The 14879-nt window shown below is 67.7% G+C and carries 13 protein-coding genes; 6 read left to right on the forward strand and 7 right to left on the reverse strand.

What is annotated here, in order from left to right; all coding sequences use genetic code 11:
- Positions 1-11: 11 nt before the first annotated feature.
- The 6 genes from QX010_RS23450 to QX010_RS23475 form a co-directional block, all read right to left on the reverse strand.
- A complete protein-coding gene (locus QX010_RS23450; protein WP_316182138.1) occupies positions 12-1286 on the reverse strand; it encodes an MFS transporter in 1275 nt (424 codons plus the stop codon).
- Between the two features lie 40 nt (positions 1287-1326).
- A complete protein-coding gene (locus QX010_RS23455; protein WP_316182140.1) occupies positions 1327-1980 on the reverse strand; it encodes a hypothetical protein in 654 nt (217 codons plus the stop codon).
- A gap of 45 nt (positions 1981-2025) precedes the next feature.
- Positions 2026-2727, reverse strand: coding sequence for a hypothetical protein (locus tag QX010_RS23460; RefSeq protein ID WP_316182202.1), 702 nt, complete (start codon positions 2725-2727; stop codon positions 2026-2028).
- A gap of 111 nt (positions 2728-2838) precedes the next feature.
- Positions 2839-4197, reverse strand: a complete 1359-nt coding sequence (locus QX010_RS23465; RefSeq protein WP_316182142.1) for a sigma-54 dependent transcriptional regulator — start codon at positions 4195-4197, stop codon at positions 2839-2841.
- Entirely contained in the window at positions 4182-5627 is a 1446-nt protein-coding gene (locus QX010_RS23470) for a HAMP domain-containing sensor histidine kinase (RefSeq protein ID WP_316182143.1), read from the reverse strand. The genes QX010_RS23465 and QX010_RS23470 overlap by 16 nt, the downstream gene beginning before the upstream one ends.
- 116 nt (positions 5628-5743) lie before the next feature.
- On the reverse strand, positions 5744-8209 hold the full coding sequence (locus QX010_RS23475; RefSeq protein ID WP_316182145.1) for a PAS domain-containing protein: 2466 nt from the start codon (positions 8207-8209) through the stop codon (positions 5744-5746).
- 226 nt (positions 8210-8435) lie between these two features.
- On the opposite strand from QX010_RS23475, the gene QX010_RS23480 reads away from it, so the two are divergent.
- The 5 genes from QX010_RS23480 (at position 8436) to QX010_RS23500 (ending at position 13310) form a co-directional block, all read left to right on the forward strand.
- Complete coding sequence (locus tag QX010_RS23480; protein ID WP_316182146.1) at positions 8436-9563, forward strand: putative zinc-binding peptidase; 1128 nt, start codon at positions 8436-8438, stop codon at positions 9561-9563.
- Positions 9564-9631: 68 nt separating this feature from the next.
- On the forward strand, positions 9632-9859 hold the full coding sequence (locus tag QX010_RS23485; RefSeq protein ID WP_316182147.1) for a hypothetical protein: 228 nt from the start codon (positions 9632-9634) through the stop codon (positions 9857-9859).
- Between the two features lie 157 nt (positions 9860-10016).
- Complete coding sequence (locus tag QX010_RS23490) at positions 10017-12032, forward strand: acetyl/propionyl/methylcrotonyl-CoA carboxylase subunit alpha (protein ID WP_316182148.1); 2016 nt, start codon at positions 10017-10019, stop codon at positions 12030-12032.
- A 112-nt stretch (positions 12033-12144) separates the two neighbouring features.
- A complete protein-coding gene (locus QX010_RS23495) occupies positions 12145-13011 on the forward strand; it encodes an isocitrate lyase/PEP mutase family protein (RefSeq protein ID WP_316182149.1) in 867 nt (288 codons plus the stop codon).
- Positions 13008-13310, forward strand: a complete 303-nt coding sequence (locus QX010_RS23500; protein ID WP_315804918.1) for an acylphosphatase — start codon at positions 13008-13010, stop codon at positions 13308-13310. Before QX010_RS23495 ends, QX010_RS23500 begins: the two co-directional genes overlap by 4 nt.
- A 24-nt stretch (positions 13311-13334) precedes the next feature.
- Here QX010_RS23500 and QX010_RS23505 read toward each other — a convergent pair whose 3' ends face one another.
- Positions 13335-14144 carry a class I SAM-dependent methyltransferase gene (locus QX010_RS23505; protein WP_316182152.1) on the reverse strand — a complete coding sequence of 270 codons (810 nt, stop codon included), beginning with the start codon at positions 14142-14144 and terminating at the stop codon, positions 13335-13337.
- A gap of 149 nt (positions 14145-14293) precedes the next feature.
- On the opposite strand from QX010_RS23505, the gene QX010_RS23510 reads away from it, so the two are divergent.
- Positions 14294-14863, forward strand: a complete 570-nt coding sequence (locus QX010_RS23510; RefSeq protein WP_316182153.1) for a GbsR/MarR family transcriptional regulator — start codon at positions 14294-14296, stop codon at positions 14861-14863.
- Positions 14864-14879 lie beyond the last annotated feature (16 nt).

A 14879-nucleotide genomic window follows, 5' to 3' on the forward strand; every position in this document is an offset into this window, starting at 1 on the left:
GATAGAGCAAATCATTCGGCGGGGATAGCGGGCGGGGGCGCCGCGTTCGGGTGGGCGGCCTCTGCTCCACCGGTCTCGGGGAGCAGCAGCCAGCACACGATCACGGCGAGGGCGGCAGCCGCGCCGAGCGCCAGGAATGCGGCGCTGTAGCCGCCATGGACCACGACCAGGCCGGCGAGCGCGGTCGACAGCGCTCCGCCAATGCTCTGCGCAGTGATGACCGCGCCCTGGGCGACGTTGAAGCGGCCGGTGCCGCGCATCAGGTCGGCGACGATGACCGGCATGATCGCGCCGAAGATGCCGGCGCCGACGCCGTCCAGCAACTGCACGCCGACCAGCCAGGCCTTGTCGTCGGACAGCGTGTAGAGCACCGCGCGCAGCGGCAGGATGAGCAACGCCGCCAGGAAGAAGCGCTTGTGGCCCCAGCGGTCGGCGCGGGCGCCGACCAGCAGCGCCATCGGCACCATCACGAGCTGGGCGGCGGCAATGCAGGCCGACATCAGGCTGGTGCCGAGATTCTTGTCCTGCAGCGCCAGCTTCTGGCCGACGAGCGGCAGCATGGCGGCGTTGGCGAGGTGAAACAGCGCGACACAGACCGCGAAGATCAGCAGCGGACGGCAGGTCAGGAGAATGTCCAGGCCCGACGGCTGCTCGCCTTGGCCCGCTCGGTTGCCCTCCGCCTGATGCGCCAGCCCGCGCGCGACGTCATGGTCGATGGCGCGCTCGGGGATGGCGAGCACGCTGATGAGGCTGCCGGCCGACGTGACCGCCATCAGGTAGAACACCGCCGATGGTCCGAGCGCATAGGCGGCGGCCCCGGCGATCACCGCGCCGACGGCATTGCCGGCATGGTTGAAGGTCTCGTTGCGGCCGACGCGCGCCGTGAAGGCCTTGGCGCCGACGATCCCGAGCGACACAGCCGCAATCGCCGGGGCGAAGATCACGCCGGCGGCATTGGCGATGCTCTGCGAGATCGCGACCGGCCAGAAGCTCGTCATCAGCGGCAGCAGCAGGGACGCCGCCGTGACGATGATCGCGGCAACGATCATGACCAGCGGTTTCGCCCTGGTCGCGTCGACCAGCGCGCCGGCCGGCGTCTGCGCGGCGATGCCGGCGATCGTCGCCAGCGACATCACCACGCCGATCGAGGCCTCGTCCCATTTCTGCTCGGTCAGGAGATAGATCGCAAGATAGGGCCCGAGGCCATCGCGCACGTCGGCCAGGAAGAAATTGGCGGCGTCGAGCGCGCGGCGCGCCCGGCGCGTGGTAGTCTCATCCTGTGACATGCTCTCAGGCCTCGGTCCCTCGTTGCGTCAGTGCAGGCGATCACGCGTGCGCGTGATCGTGCTTGGGCCCATGCTTGTGCTTCGGTCCGTGCTTCGGTCCGTTCTTGGGACCATGCTCAGGGCCCTTCTTGGGGCCATGCTTGAGCGGCTTGAGGCTCTTCAGGTCCGGGCCCGCCTCGCGGGCGTGGATGACCCGGCCAAAGCGCGTGTCGATGCCGTCGCCACGAACCGCCAGCGTCGCTTTCGGCGCGAGCAGCTCGGCAATCTCCTTGGCTTCCTTCGGCCCGATGCGCACGACGGTGCCGTCGGTCAGCAGCGCGCCGCGCAGCTCGCCCTTGGGGCCGAACAGCGACAGCCGCACCTTGCCTTCGACGTCCATCCGGTGATGGTCGTGCTTGGGGTGCTCGCGCTCCTCGTCCGGGCCGTGGTCGATGATCTGCCGGCCATCTTCAGCCGACACGGCGACCGCCGCGAGCAGTTGCGCCCCGCGCGGCTTGACGCCCCGCGCGCCGACCGTATCGCCCGCCTTGATGTGGTGCGTCAGCTCCGCCGCCATATGCGGCGGCGTATGGACGAGGATGTCCTTGTCGCTTGCCCGCATGACGAAGCCGTCGACCTCGCCATGCGGATTGAGCACGAAGCGTTCGAGCACGCCGTTCACGAGCGGCAGGCTTTCGGGATCGATCCAATGCATGTTCGTCTCCTGTGGTGCGTTCGTTCGTGATCGAAAGGAAAGAGATCAGCCGCGCGGCGGAGGCGGCGGCGGGCCGAGCCGGTCGGGGCCGCCCCTCGGGCCGCGTGGCGGGCGCGGACCGTCGATCTCCGTCATCTGATCCGGCGAGGTGCCGATGGCCTTGACGTCGACGAGCTTGCCGAGGGCGGTCTCGAGCAGGTCGCCGCGCACCGAGATCGTCTGTCCGGGATGCAGCCAGTCGGCCAGCCGTTCGGCTTCGGGCGGCGGCAGGCGGAGCGACGTGCCGTCATCGAGCACCGCGCCGTTGACCTCGCCGCGCTTGCCGTGCAGCACCGTGGCGATCCGTCCGCTGACCGTCTGGTCGGCGCCGTGCCGGCCGGGGCGGTCGGGCGGACCGTCGTCCACGACGGTCTTGCCGGTCGCGATGTTGGTGATCGAGGCCGCGTCGACCAGCGGCAGCGCGCGGGCGCGCAGGCCGCGGATCGAGACGCCGTCGCCCGGCCGGATCGTGAACACGACCTGAGCCGTCAGATGCGGCGGCAGCTTCACCTCGGTGCCGTCGTTGAGGATCAGTCCGTCGACATCGCCGCGCGGCGTCAGCGTGTATTGCTTGACGATCCCGCGTGTCTCCGGAAGCTGCGATGCATCCCACGTCGCATCCGGCGGGGACAGTGGTGCCTGGGCGCTGGCCGCAGTCATGCCGCAGCCCGCTGCGGCGAGCATCAGCGCGGCCATGATCGGCGTCATCTTTCGCGTCATCCTGGAACTCCTTTGGCAGGGGTGACGCAAGATGGTTCGCAACGGCCGTGCCAAGTGCCGGACGACGACAAATCAATGGGTTGCATGAAGGCTGGGGCGCTAGGCGTCGTCTTTCCCGACGGCGCGCGTCGGATTTCCTGACGCCTGCTCGTCACCCAGACCGTAGCGCTGCATCTTGGTGTAGAGCAGTTGCCGGTTGATCTTGAGCTGTCGCGCCGCTTCGGTGCGGTTGCCGCCGCACGCCGCCAGCGCGCGGCGGATCAGGCGCTCTTCCAGCCGCGCCACCGCCGCCGGCAGGTCCGTCGAAGTCTCCGTCTCCTCGTCATGCGGCGCGTCGGTGATGTCGAGATCGTCGGCGTCGATCAGGGCTCCTTGCGTCAGCACGCAGGCGCGTTCGATCACGTTGCGCAACTCGCGGACATTGCCGGGCCAGGGCGCATGAGCGAGCTTGTCGATGGCCGCGTCGGTCAGTTGTGGGCGCGGCCGTCCCTCCGATGCCAGCGCCAGAAAATGGCTCGCCAGCGGCAGGATGTCCTGGGCGCGCTCGCGCAGTGGCGGCAGCTCGATCGGGATCACGTTGAGGCGGTAGTACAGATCCTCGCGGAAGGCGCCGCTCACGACCAGCCTGGCGAGATCGCGATGCGTCGCCGCGACGACGCGGGCCGACACCTTCACCGGCTTGCCGCCGACCGGCGTGATGACGCGCTCCTGCAGGGCGCGGAGGATCTTGGCCTGCATCGGCAGCGGCATGTCGCCGATCTCGTCGAGAAAGAGGGTGCCCGACCCGGCATCGCGGAAGGCGCCGACGCGGTCGGAGCTCGCGCCGGTAAATGATCCCTTCACGTGGCCGAACAATTCGCTCTCGAGCAGATCCCGCGGGATCGCGGCGCAGTTGACGGCAATGAAGGGAAACGCGCTGCGCCGGCTGTGGACATGAAGCGCGCGCGCGACCAGCTCCTTGCCGGTGCCGGTCTCGCCCCGGATCAGCACCGTGGCGTCGGCATCGGCGGCGCGGCCGATCGTCTTCTGCACCCGGCGCATCGCCTCGCTGGTGCCGATCAGCCCGCTGTCGTCGACGCAGGCCGTGTCCTGCTGCTGAGACCGGCGCGGCGGCAGCCGCGCGATCAGCTCGCGCAGGGCATCGCGGCCGATCGGCTTCACCAGGTGATCGAATGCGCCGAGTCGCATCGCCTCGATCGTGTTCTCAGGGCTGGCATAGGCCGTCAGCACGATCACCGGAGGCGCATCGCCGTCGGCGCGGATGCGGCGCAGGGTCTCGATGCCGTCGAGCCCCGGCATGCGCAGGTCGAGCAGCACGGCGTCGGTCGCGGGAGACACCATGCCGATCGCTTCGCGGCCGGAGGCGGCCGTGGTCGCCTCGTGGCCGAGATCGGTCAGCGTCTCCGCGAGCCCGTCGCGTAGCGCCGCATCGTCGTCGACGATCAGGATGGTTGCCATGGCAGGGAGATCTCGAAGCTGGTGCCGGTGCTGACAGGGGCGAGCTGCGCATCGCCATGATGGGCGCGTGCGATCTCGCGCACGATGGCAAGTCCAAGCCCGGTGCCGTCGGCGCGGGTGCTGACGAACGGCTCGAACAGGCGATCCCTGATGCCGGGGGCGATGCCCGGGCCGCTGTCGGTGACGCGAAACAGCAGGCGTCCATCGGCGATCTCGGCTGCGACGACGATCTCGCCGCCCTCGGGCGTGTTCTGGATCGCATTGAGGATCAGATTGTCGAGCGCGCGCTGAAGCTGCGCGGGATCGAAGCAGCACCGCGCGGAGGAGGGCGCGACGGCGCGGAGCGACTGGCCGTGGCGCGCGGCAACATCGCGGTGCGCTTCGATCGTGGCCTGCAGGAAGTCGTCGAGCTCGACGGGACGGGTCTTCGGCTGGCTCGCCTGGGTCATCGCCAGGAGATCGCGCAGCAGCGCGTCGAGCCGCGCCACCTGCTGCAGGATCGCTTCGAGCGCGCCGGCCTTGCGCGCAGGGTCGGGAGAGGCGAGCGCGTTCTCCGCCTTCAGGCGCATCGCCGCGATCGGATTGCGGATCTCGTGGGCGAGCGTGGCCGACAGCCGGCCGACGGCTGCGAGGCGCTCGGCGGCGGTTGCGCGCATGCGCTCCGCCGAGAGGCGATGGCCGGCATCGTTGACGGCGTCGACGAGGCGGTCGAGCTCGCGGGCGCCGGTGTGCGGCAGTTGCGGCAGGTCGGCATTGTCCGTCGGCTCGCCCAGCGCCGTCTCGATCATGCCGATGCGGCGTGACCACGACACCAGGATCCAGGCCAGCCAGATCGCCGAGCCGAGCAGCGTCGCCGCCAGCACGATCAGCCCGATCAGCAGATGCGTGTAGGCCGGACCTTCGGCCGCGGCGGCGCGGGTCATGGTCCAGGCGGTGACGTTCTGGAGCGGACCGCGCAATGGGCAGGCATGAACGATCAGGGTCTGCGACCGTCCGGCATTCTTTGTCGTGAAGGGGCGGCCGCTGCGCTGCGCGTCGCTGTTGATCTGCTTGATCACGCTGAGTTCGGCTGCCGGCAGGTCGGTCTTGGGTCCGGTGCCTTCGTAGGTCGGATAGGCGTAGGCCAGCGACCCGGTCTCCGTCTGCCAGATGCCGCCTTCGACGCCGGGCGTCGCGGCCAAGGCGGACTGCACCAGCGGGATGAGGTCCTGCTTCAGGTTGTCGTCGACCGGCGCGCCGCGCCAGCCCGAGACGAAGAACTGATAGCGGTCGGCGATGTCGCGGCAGCCGCGCGTGACCAGGTCCTGCGCGCGCGCCACGCGGGCGTCGTTCGACTGCTGGAACGACTCGACAAGAAGATACGCCGTCGCCGCGCCGGAAACTGCCAGCATGAGCCAGAGCGCCGACAGCCGCGAGCGAAGGGAGCGCATCAAATGGTCCGCAATGACATCGGATGACCGAGTGCGGCGCGACGCGCGGACGCGGCTCACGGCACCTCATTGCGGAACAGAACGTCCGATCGGCAATGTTGGTTCCCGATGCCGGCTCAGCGCGGCAGCGGCGCCTTCTCGGCCATCGCCTTGCGCAGGATGCGCGACAGCGATTCCACCGAATAGGGCTTCTTGATCAGCTCGAAGCCGTGATGGGCATTTTCCGCCAGCACGTGGCTGTAGCCGGATGTCAGCACCACCGGCAGGCCGGGATAGCGGTCGCGGATGATGCCGGCAAGCTCGAGGCCGTTGATGCCGGGCATGATGACGTCGGAGAACACGAGATCGACGGCGAACTCATCGTTGGCAAGGATCGCCAGCGCATCGGCGCCGTTGGCGACGCGGCGCGTCACATAGCCGAGATCCTCGAGCAGCTCGGTCGAGAACTGCCCCACCTCGTCATTGTCCTCGACCACGAGCACGCGGTAGCCGCGCCCGATGGTCGCCGGCTCGATGCGCGCGGCGCCCGCTTCCGTGCCGGATTCCGTTGCCGTGGCTTGTGGCAGATAGATCGTGAAGGTCGCGCCGTGGCCGATGCGGCTGTCGACCGCGATGTCGCCTTCGGACTGCTTGGCGAAGCCGAACGCCTGGCTGAGGCCGAGACCCGTGCCCTTGCCGACCTCCTTGGTGGTGAAGAACGGTTCGAAGATCGCGTTGAGATGTTGAGGTGCGATGCCGCCGCCAGTGTCGGTGACCGAGATCGCGATGAAGGCCCCGGGGCGGGGGCTCTGGCCGCGCAAGGCCGGAATGCTCTCGGTTCGCTGCACGCCGATCTGCAGATGACCTTCACCGTTCATGGCGTCGCGCGCATTGACGGCGAGATTGATCAGCGCAGTCTGGAATTGCGCGACGTCGGCGAGGGTGAACAGCCCGCTGTCCGTGACCGCGAGCTCGATCTGGATGCGGCTGCCGACGAGAGGACGGATCAGTTGCACGACGTTCTCGACCTGCTCGCCAACATTGAACACCTGCGGCGTCAAGGGTTGCCGCCGGGCGAAGGCCAGGAGCTGTGCGGTCAGCTTCGAGGCGCGCTCCACCGTCTCCGAGATCGCGTCGACATAGCGCCGGCGCCGCTCCTCGGGAAGATCGCGGCGGCGCAGGAAGTCGGTGGCCGAGCGGATGATCGTGAGCAGGTTGTTGAAGTCGTGGGCGACGCCGCCGGTGAGCTGGCCGACCGCCTCCATCTTCTGCGACTGCCGCAGCAGCTCCTCGCCCTGGATGCGCTCGGTGACGTCGACGGCCTCGGCGACCGCGCCGGTGACCACGTCATGCTGGTCGAACAGCGGCCGCATTGACAGCTCGAAATGTCGCTGGCCGCTGGCGAAGTCGAGCCGCATCTCGGTCCGGAAGCTTTCGCCGGCGAGAACGCGGGCGAACGCCTTGCGCAGCATCTCGGTCACGCCCGGCGTATGGGTGAACCAGGGCGCATCCCAGAGCGGCTGGCCGATGACGTTCACTTCACCGGCGCGCATGCCGGCGACCGCGATGCGGTTGGCATGCATCACGCGGCCCTCGACGTCGAGGATGGCCTGATACTGATTGCTGGTGTCGAAGATCGCGCGCATGCGCGCTTCATTGGCCTCGAGTTGGGCGGTGCGCTCCCTGATACGCTCTTCGAGGGTCTCGTTGACGCGGCGCAGCTCGATCTCGGCCTGCTTGGCGGCCGTGACGTCGTGAGCGACGCCGATGAAGCCGACATGTTTGCCGTTCGCATCCCAGCGTGGCTGCGATTCCGATCGCAGCCAGCGCCATTCCCCGTCGGCGCGCCGGTAGCGCGCCTCGAGGAAGAACGGCTTCAGCGAGCACTCTCCCGACTGCTGCTGCGCGAGGATGCGCGGAAGGTCCTCGGGATGCAGCACCTTGCGCCAGTCGAAGGCCAGCGCCTCGTCAGGGGGCAGGCCGAGGAAATCGATATAGGCGCGATTGACGAAGGAGCGGGTGCGGTCGAGCTTCGTCACCCAGATCGGCACCGGCGCGCTGTCGGCGATCAGCCGGAAGCGTTCCTCGCTCTCGCGCAGCTTGGCCTGCGCCAGCATCTGGTCGGTGACATCGATATGCGCGCCGACCAGACGGATCGCACGGCCGTTCCAGTCACGCTCGATGCGGGCGATGACGCGGACCCAGCGGATCTCGCCGTCGCTGGGACGGATGATGCGGTATTCGGTGGTGTAGTCCTCCTGATCGCTCTTCACCGCGGCGATGAAGTCCCGCTCGGCCTTGACGCGGTCGTCGGGATGGACGCGCCTGACCCAGTCTTCATGAGTCTCGTGGACGGCCTCCGGCGGCAGGCCGTGAATGATCAGGTATTCGGGGGAGCGGCGGTTGCGGTAGCCCTCGCGCAAATCGACCTCAACGCCGCCGACCCGGGCGATGCGCTGAATGCGCGCGAGCTCCGCCTCGCGCTCCTGCAGCGCCCGGTAGGCCTGATCGCGATCGCGGGCGATCTCCTCAATATGCTGGCGCAGCGCGTCGGCGGCAGCCTCCGGCCTCACGTCGTCTCTGGGCGCATCCGCGCTGTTCATGCTGACCTGTACTGGTGTGGCGAGCAGTCGTCCGAGAATTCCACCGCGGGTGTTCGGAAGCGTGGCGACATTGGGTTCAAGGAAAGCAAACTGGGCAGAGATTAAGGCGGGCAAACGACCGCATGACGTGAACGTCGGGGCAGATAAAAAGTTCCGCGCTCCCGGAACGGACTGTTACTGTCGTGCGTCGTCAGGCCCTGAACTCCGCAACACGTAGGTCCATACCGTGAAGCTCTTCGTCTGTCAGGCCTGCAAGAACATCCTGTATTTCGAGAATCGCAGCTGCGGTCGCTGCGGCCATCAGCTCGCCTTCATGCCGGAGCGCCAGACCCTGTCGGCGATCGAGCCGGCGGAGGAGGGGGTTCGGACGCTCGCCGACCACGGGTCGGGGCGCTTCTTCTGCGCCAATGCCGAGCACGACGCCTGCAACTGGCTGCTCGAGATCGGGGAGACCGCAGGCTTCTGCCGCGCCTGCCGGCATAACGGCACGATTCCCAATCTGTCTGATCCCGCGCAACTCGCCGGATGGCGAGAGCTGGAGGTGGCCAAGCACCGGCTGTTCTACTCGCTGATCCGCTGGAAACTCCCTGTGAAGACACGCATCGAGGATCCCGAGCACGGGCTGATCTTCAACTTCCTCGCCGACGACCCCGCCGGCCAGCAGAAGGTCATGACCGGCCACGACAACGGCCTTATCACCATCGCGCTGGCCGAGGCCGACGATTTCGAGCGCGAGCGGCGCCGGCTGGAAATGGGCGAGCCGTACCGGACCTTGCTCGGTCATTTCCGCCACGAGGTCGGGCACTATTTCTGGGACGTGCTGGTGCGCGATGCCGGCCGGCTCGACGAATGCCGGGCGGTGTTCGGCGACGATACCCAGGACTACGGCGAGGCACTGAAGCGGCACTACGAGCAGGGGCCGCCGGTGAACTGGCAGGACAATTTCGTCTCCGCCTACGCCACCACGCATCCGTGGGAGGATTTTGCCGAGACCTGGGCGCACTACCTCCACATCGTCGATACGCTGGAGATGGCCTCCGAGTTCGGTATCGAGATCGATCCGCCCGCCGACCAGATCGGCGGACTGACAGCGCGCGTCACCTTCGATCCGTATGTCGCGGAGGACTTCGACACCATCGTCAACGCCTGGCTGCCGTTCACCTTCGCCATGAACAGTGTCGCCCGGGCGATGGGCGCGCGCGATCTCTATCCCTTCATCCTGACGCCGCCGGTCATCGGCAAGCTGGGCTTCATCCACCGCCTGGTGCGGCAGGGCGGCCGGGAGACGTCCGTCACCTTGGCGCCCGAAAAGCCGCAGGCCGAGCCGCAGCATCAAGAGATCGGGGCGGCGTGATCCGCCTTGACTCCAGAGAACATAAAGTGAACATGGCGGCGTGACCGGAGCGAGGACCGTCATCGCGCATGCAGCCCAGATCGCAATCCAACACCGATGCTCAAGCCGCGGACGCTGAATACCTCGCGCTGGAGGCCGCCGTGGATCAGGCCATTGCTGCCTGCGGGGGCGATCTGCGCGCGGCCATTCGGGCCCTGATTGTTGCGAACGATTTTCTCGAGACCGAGGTCGGCGAGCTCATGAAGGCGGTGTCCCACGCCTATGCCCGCGGACGTTTCCACAGCTATTCCGGGTAACGGCAATGCCCGCGGCTGGCATGCCTCGCCGGACGGCACGGTCGGAACGAGAGGCGGGTTGCGCGCGGGCGATTTTGGTATAGACGAACCGATCAAGCTCGCGGTGTGACGCCTGTGCCACGAGCGGGGAGCCCGCCCAAAGGTATCAAGCAAGAACATGTTCAAAACCATTCTGATTGCGAACCGCGGCGAGATCGCCTGCCGGGTCATCAAGACTGCCCGCCGCATGGGAATCCGAACCGTTGCGGTCTATTCGGAAGCCGACCGCGATGCGCTGCATGTCGAGATGGCAGATGATGCCGTGCTGATCGGCCCGCCCGCCGCCGCCGAGAGCTATCTCCTCATCGACCGCATCGTCGAGGCCTGCAAGAAGACCGGCGCCGAGGCGGTGCATCCGGGCTACGGCTTCCTGTCCGAGCGCGAGGCTTTCCCGCGGGCATTGGCCGAGGCCGGCATCGTCTTCATCGGCCCGAACCCAGGCGCGATCGCCGCGATGGGCGACAAGATCGAATCGAAGAAGGCGGCCGCCAAGGCCAAGGTCTCGACCGTGCCCGGCTTCCTCGGCGTCATCGAGGACGACAAGCACGCGGTGCGCATCGCCGACGAGATCGGCTACCCCGTGATGATCAAGGCCTCCGCCGGCGGCGGCGGCAAGGGCATGCGCATCGCGCATTCGACCGTCGAGGTCGCCGAGGGCTTCAATCTCGCCAAGGCCGAGGCCAAGGCCTCGTTCGGCGACGATCGCGTCTTCATCGAGAAGTTCATCACAGATCCGCGCCACATCGAGATCCAGGTGCTCGGCGACAAGCATGGCAACGTGATCTATCTCGGCGAGCGCGAATGCTCGATCCAGCGCCGCAACCAGAAGGTCATCGAGGAGGCGCCGTCGCCGCTGCTCGACGAGGAGACGCGGCGCAAGATGGGCGAGCAGGCCGTGGCGCTCGCCAAGGCCGTGAACTACGACTCCGCCGGCACCGTCGAGTTCGTCGCCGGCCAGGACAAGAGCTTCTACTTCCTTGAGATGAACACGCGCCTGCAGGTCGAGCATCCCGTGACCGAGCTCGTCACCGGCATCGACCTCGTCGAGCAGATGATCCGCGTCGCCGCCGGCGAGAAGCTTTCGCTTGCGCAGAAGGACGTGACGATGACCGGCTGGGCGGTGGAATCCCGCGTCTATGCGGAAGATCCGTTCCGCAGCTTCCTGCCGTCGATCGGCCGCCTCGTGAAGTATCGCCCGCCGGCGGAGAGCAAGGCTGACGGCATCACCGTGCGCAACGACACCGGCGTGCAGGAGGGCGGCGAGATCTCGATCTATTACGATCCGATGATCGCCAAGCTCGTCACCCATGCGGAGTCGCGGGCTGCCGCGATCGAGGCGCAGTCGACCGCGCTTGATGCGTTCTATGTCGACGGCATCCGCCACAACATCCCGTTCCTGTCGGCGCTGATGAACCATCCGCGCTGGCGCGAGGGCCGGCTGTCGACCGGCTTCATCGCCGAGGAGTTTCCCAAGGGCTTTGCCGCGCGCGCGCCGGAAGGCGAGATCGCGCGCCGGCTGGCGGCGGTGGGTGCTGCGATCGACCACGTGCTCGGCGAGCGCAAGCGGCAGATCTCGCAGCAGATGATCGGCCGGCCTGTGAAGCGGCAGGGCCGCCGCGCGGTGTGGCTCGGGCGTGACGAGATCCTGCTCGACATCACCAGGGAGAACGGCGCGATCACGGTCCGCTTCGTCGGGGGCGACGGCAAGGTCGGCCCGGCGCATCAGCTGGTGTCGGACTGGAAACCGGGCGATGCCGTGTGGCACGGCACCATCGATGGTGCGGCCATCGCAGTGCAGACGCGTCTCATTGCGAACGGCGTGCGGCTCGCGCATCAGGGCGTCGAAGCGCCGGTCTACGTCTACACGGAGGCCGAGGCGACCGCGGCGCGGCTGATGCCGGTCGTCACCGCCGGCGACAGCGGCAAGAAGCTGCTGTGCCCGATGCCCGGCCTCGTGGTCTCGATCGCCGTGACCGAAGGGCAGGAGGTCAAGGCGGGCGAGACGCTGGCCGTGATCGAAGCCATGAAGATGCAGAACGTGCTGCGCGCCGAGCAGGACGGCACGGTAAAGAAGATCCACGCGACAGCAGGGGCCACGCTCGCGGTCGATGCGCTGATCCTGGAGTTTGCGTAGTAAGTCTAACCGCCGTCATTGCGAGCGAAGCGAAGCAATCCAGGGCCGAGCAAGAGACTCTGGATTGCTTCGTCGCTTCGCTCCTCGCAATGACGGAGAGAGGTAGGGCGTGATGACGTTCCGTACTCGCCGAGAAGCGTTGCGCACAATCCTCGCCAGCGATCGCTGCGTCCATCCCGGCTCCGTTTACGACGCGATTTCGATCCGCGTTGCCGAGGACCTCGGCTTCGAACTCGGCATGTTCGGCGGCTCGGCGGCTTCGCTCGCCGTCCTCGGCGATCCCGACATTGCCTTGATCACCTTGACCGAGCTCGCCGAGCAGATGCGGCGGATGTCGCGCGCGGCAGCGCTGCCGGTGCTGGTCGATGCCGATCACGGCTACGGCAATGCGATGAACGTGCGCCGCACGGTGCAGGAGCTGGAAGCGGCCGGTGCCGCGGGTCTCACCATCGAGGATACGCTGCTGCCGCAGGCTTTCGGCGAAGCGAAGCCGCAGCTGATCCCGTTAGCCGAGGGTGTCGGCAAGGTGAAGGCCGCGCTCGACGGCCGCGGCGATCCCGCGCTGGTCATCCTGGGGCGGACGGGCGCCGTTTCCATCACCTCGCTCGACGACGCGATCGCGCGGGCCAGGGCGTATGAGGCCTGCGGCGTCGACGGGCTGTTCTTCACCGGCATCACCTCGCGCGATCAGCTCGACGCGATCGCGGCCGCCACCACGCTGCCGATCGTGCTCGGCGGTGCGCCGGAGGAGATGTCCGATCTCGGCTATCTCGCCTCGCGCCGTGTCCGCGTCGCGCTGCAGGGCCATGCGCCGATCGCCGCCGCGACGCAGGCGGTGTATGAGACGCTGAAGGCGCTGCGTGACGGCGTCTCGCCGAAGCAGCTCAAGGGGCTGCCGTCGGCCGAGCTGACGGCACGCGTGATGCGCGACGCCGATGTGAAGAAGCGCCTGCGCGATTTTCTGGGGCTCGGATCATGACCGATCGCGCCATCGTCCACGTCATGGTTCGCGGCCGCGTCCAGGGCGTCGGCTACCGCGCATGGGTCGAGGACCAGGCCATCCTCAACGGCCTCGAAGGCTGGGTGCGCAATCGCAGCGATGGCAGTGTCGAGGCGTTGTTCGCGGGTCCCTCGGACGACGTCGCCGCCGTGTTGGCAGCCTGCCGCGAGGGACCGCCAGCAGCGCGTGTCGATGCCGTGATGGAAAACCCGGCGACGGCCGATCAGCTCAAACCGCGCCGGCCGGGCGAGGCGTTCTCCGTGTTGCCGACGCTCTAACGACACGGCGCGCGAGTCCGTCGCTCACCCCGCTGAGATCACCAGCGCCTGTATCCGGCCTTCGATGGCACCCTCGCCAAAGCGGCGCGCCAGCGCTTCCGCGGTCGCCTGCGTCACGGCGGCGAGGCCGGGCGTGCCGCGCGCTTCGATCTCGCCGCGCATCGGCGTGCCCTGGCAAAATGCCATGGCCGGGTCCTGAGGCGAAGCCGCGCGGCTGCGATGCGTCACCGTCTCGATCGCGATGTCCGTGAAGCCCGCTGCGGTCAGATCGGCCTCGATCCGCCCGGCATCGAAATAGCCGTGCGGAGTCCGGGTGAAGAACTGCGGCGGGCTTTCGGGGAAGACCTGTTGCAACGTCTCGTGAACGACGTGAGGAATTTCATTCTCCTCGATCCGGTCCCAGACGTTGAAGACGAAACGTCCGCCGGGCCGGAGCACGCGGCGGGCCTCCGCATAGCCCTTGACGCGATCGGGGAAGAACATCGCGCCGAACTGACAGGCGACGGCATCGAAGCTCGCATCGGCAAAGGGCAGGGCCAGCGCATCGGCTTGATGAAATGCGATGCGGTCCGCAGCGGCGAGATGGGTCTTCGCCTGCGCGAGCATCGGCTCGTTGAGGTCGGTGGCGGTGATCCGGACCTCCGGCGGCAGTTGAGCATGCAGGGCCCGCGTCACCACGCCGGTGCCCGCCGCCGTCTCCAGTACGTCGCGCGGCATGTGCGCCGCGATGCGCCGCGCGAGGTCCAGCGCATAGGGCGCGAAGATCAAGGGAACCATCAGTTGATCGTAGATCTGCGGGATCGATCCAGTGAACGCCTTGTCGGATGCCGTCATGGCTTGCTCCTGTTGCAGAGGGGGGCAGGCGGGGAACCGGGCGGTCGGCAGGCGCAAAATGTGCGCCGTAACATCCGTCTGGCCGGCCGCCAGTCCGGTTCAAAGCCGCGCCTCTTGACATTCACTCTCTTCAGTTAGATATTTCTGTCATGACAGAAATTACAGGTCATCGAAAACTTCCTCCCGCCGTCGAGCGCTTCATCCTCAACTGGGGCGACATGGGTGACCAGTGGGGCGTGAACCGCTCGGTGAGCCAGATACACGGGCTGCTGTACCTCGCCGAGAAGCCGATGACGGCGGAGGACATCGCCGACACGCTCGGCATGGCCCGCTCCAACGTCTCGAACTCGCTGAAGGAGCTGCTCGCCTGGGGCTTGATCCGGCGCGTGCCGATCCTCGGCGACCGCCGCGATCATTTCGAGGCCGAGACCGACATCTGGGAGGTGGCGCAGCGGATCGCGGCCGGCCGCAAGGAACGCGAGATCGATCCCGCCATCGCGGCGCTGCGCGCCTGCGTCGCGGAGGCGACCGGCGATCCCGCGATCAGCGCGGTCGCAGCCAAGCGGCTGAAGGACATGCTGGCGTTCACCGAGCTGGTCGACCGTTGGTACGTGCAGATGCTGAAGGTGCCGCGGCCGCGTCTCGTCGCGCTGATCAAGCTCGGCGAGAAGATCGCAAATCTGCTGCCCACGGGAAGGTCCAGGTCGGGCAGCGCTTGAGAAGAGTGGAGGGCGT

Origin of the sequence: Bradyrhizobium sp. SZCCHNRI1009, assembly GCF_032487575.1 — a bacterium.
In the GTDB taxonomy this organism is placed as follows: Bacteria; Pseudomonadota; Alphaproteobacteria; order Rhizobiales; family Xanthobacteraceae; genus Bradyrhizobium.

What these genes read in the sequence shown, in the direction of transcription:
- QX010_RS23450 (WP_316182138.1), bottom strand. Translation starts at nt 1,286, where the DNA reads ATGTCACAGGATGAGACTACCACGCGCCGGGCGCGCCGCGCGCTCGAC.
- QX010_RS23455 (WP_316182140.1), bottom strand. Translation starts at nt 1,980, where the DNA reads ATGCATTGGATCGATCCCGAAAGCCTGCCGCTCGTGAACGGCGTGCTC.
- QX010_RS23460 (WP_316182202.1), bottom strand. Translation starts at nt 2,727, where the DNA reads ATGACGCCGATCATGGCCGCGCTGATGCTCGCCGCAGCGGGCTGCGGC.
- QX010_RS23465 (WP_316182142.1), bottom strand. Translation starts at nt 4,197, where the DNA reads ATGGCAACCATCCTGATCGTCGACGACGATGCGGCGCTACGCGACGGG.
- QX010_RS23470 (WP_316182143.1), bottom strand. Translation starts at nt 5,627, where the DNA reads ATGCGCTCCCTTCGCTCGCGGCTGTCGGCGCTCTGGCTCATGCTGGCA.
- QX010_RS23475 (WP_316182145.1), bottom strand. Translation starts at nt 8,209, where the DNA reads ATGAACAGCGCGGATGCGCCCAGAGACGACGTGAGGCCGGAGGCTGCC.
- QX010_RS23485 (WP_316182147.1), top strand. Translation starts at nt 9,632, where the DNA reads ATGCAGCCCAGATCGCAATCCAACACCGATGCTCAAGCCGCGGACGCT.
- QX010_RS23490 (WP_316182148.1), top strand. Translation starts at nt 10,017, where the DNA reads ATGTTCAAAACCATTCTGATTGCGAACCGCGGCGAGATCGCCTGCCGG.
- QX010_RS23495 (WP_316182149.1), top strand. Translation starts at nt 12,145, where the DNA reads ATGACGTTCCGTACTCGCCGAGAAGCGTTGCGCACAATCCTCGCCAGC.
- QX010_RS23500 (WP_315804918.1), top strand. Translation starts at nt 13,008, where the DNA reads ATGACCGATCGCGCCATCGTCCACGTCATGGTTCGCGGCCGCGTCCAG.
- QX010_RS23505 (WP_316182152.1), bottom strand. Translation starts at nt 14,144, where the DNA reads ATGACGGCATCCGACAAGGCGTTCACTGGATCGATCCCGCAGATCTAC.
- QX010_RS23510 (WP_316182153.1), top strand. Translation starts at nt 14,294, where the DNA reads ATGACAGAAATTACAGGTCATCGAAAACTTCCTCCCGCCGTCGAGCGC.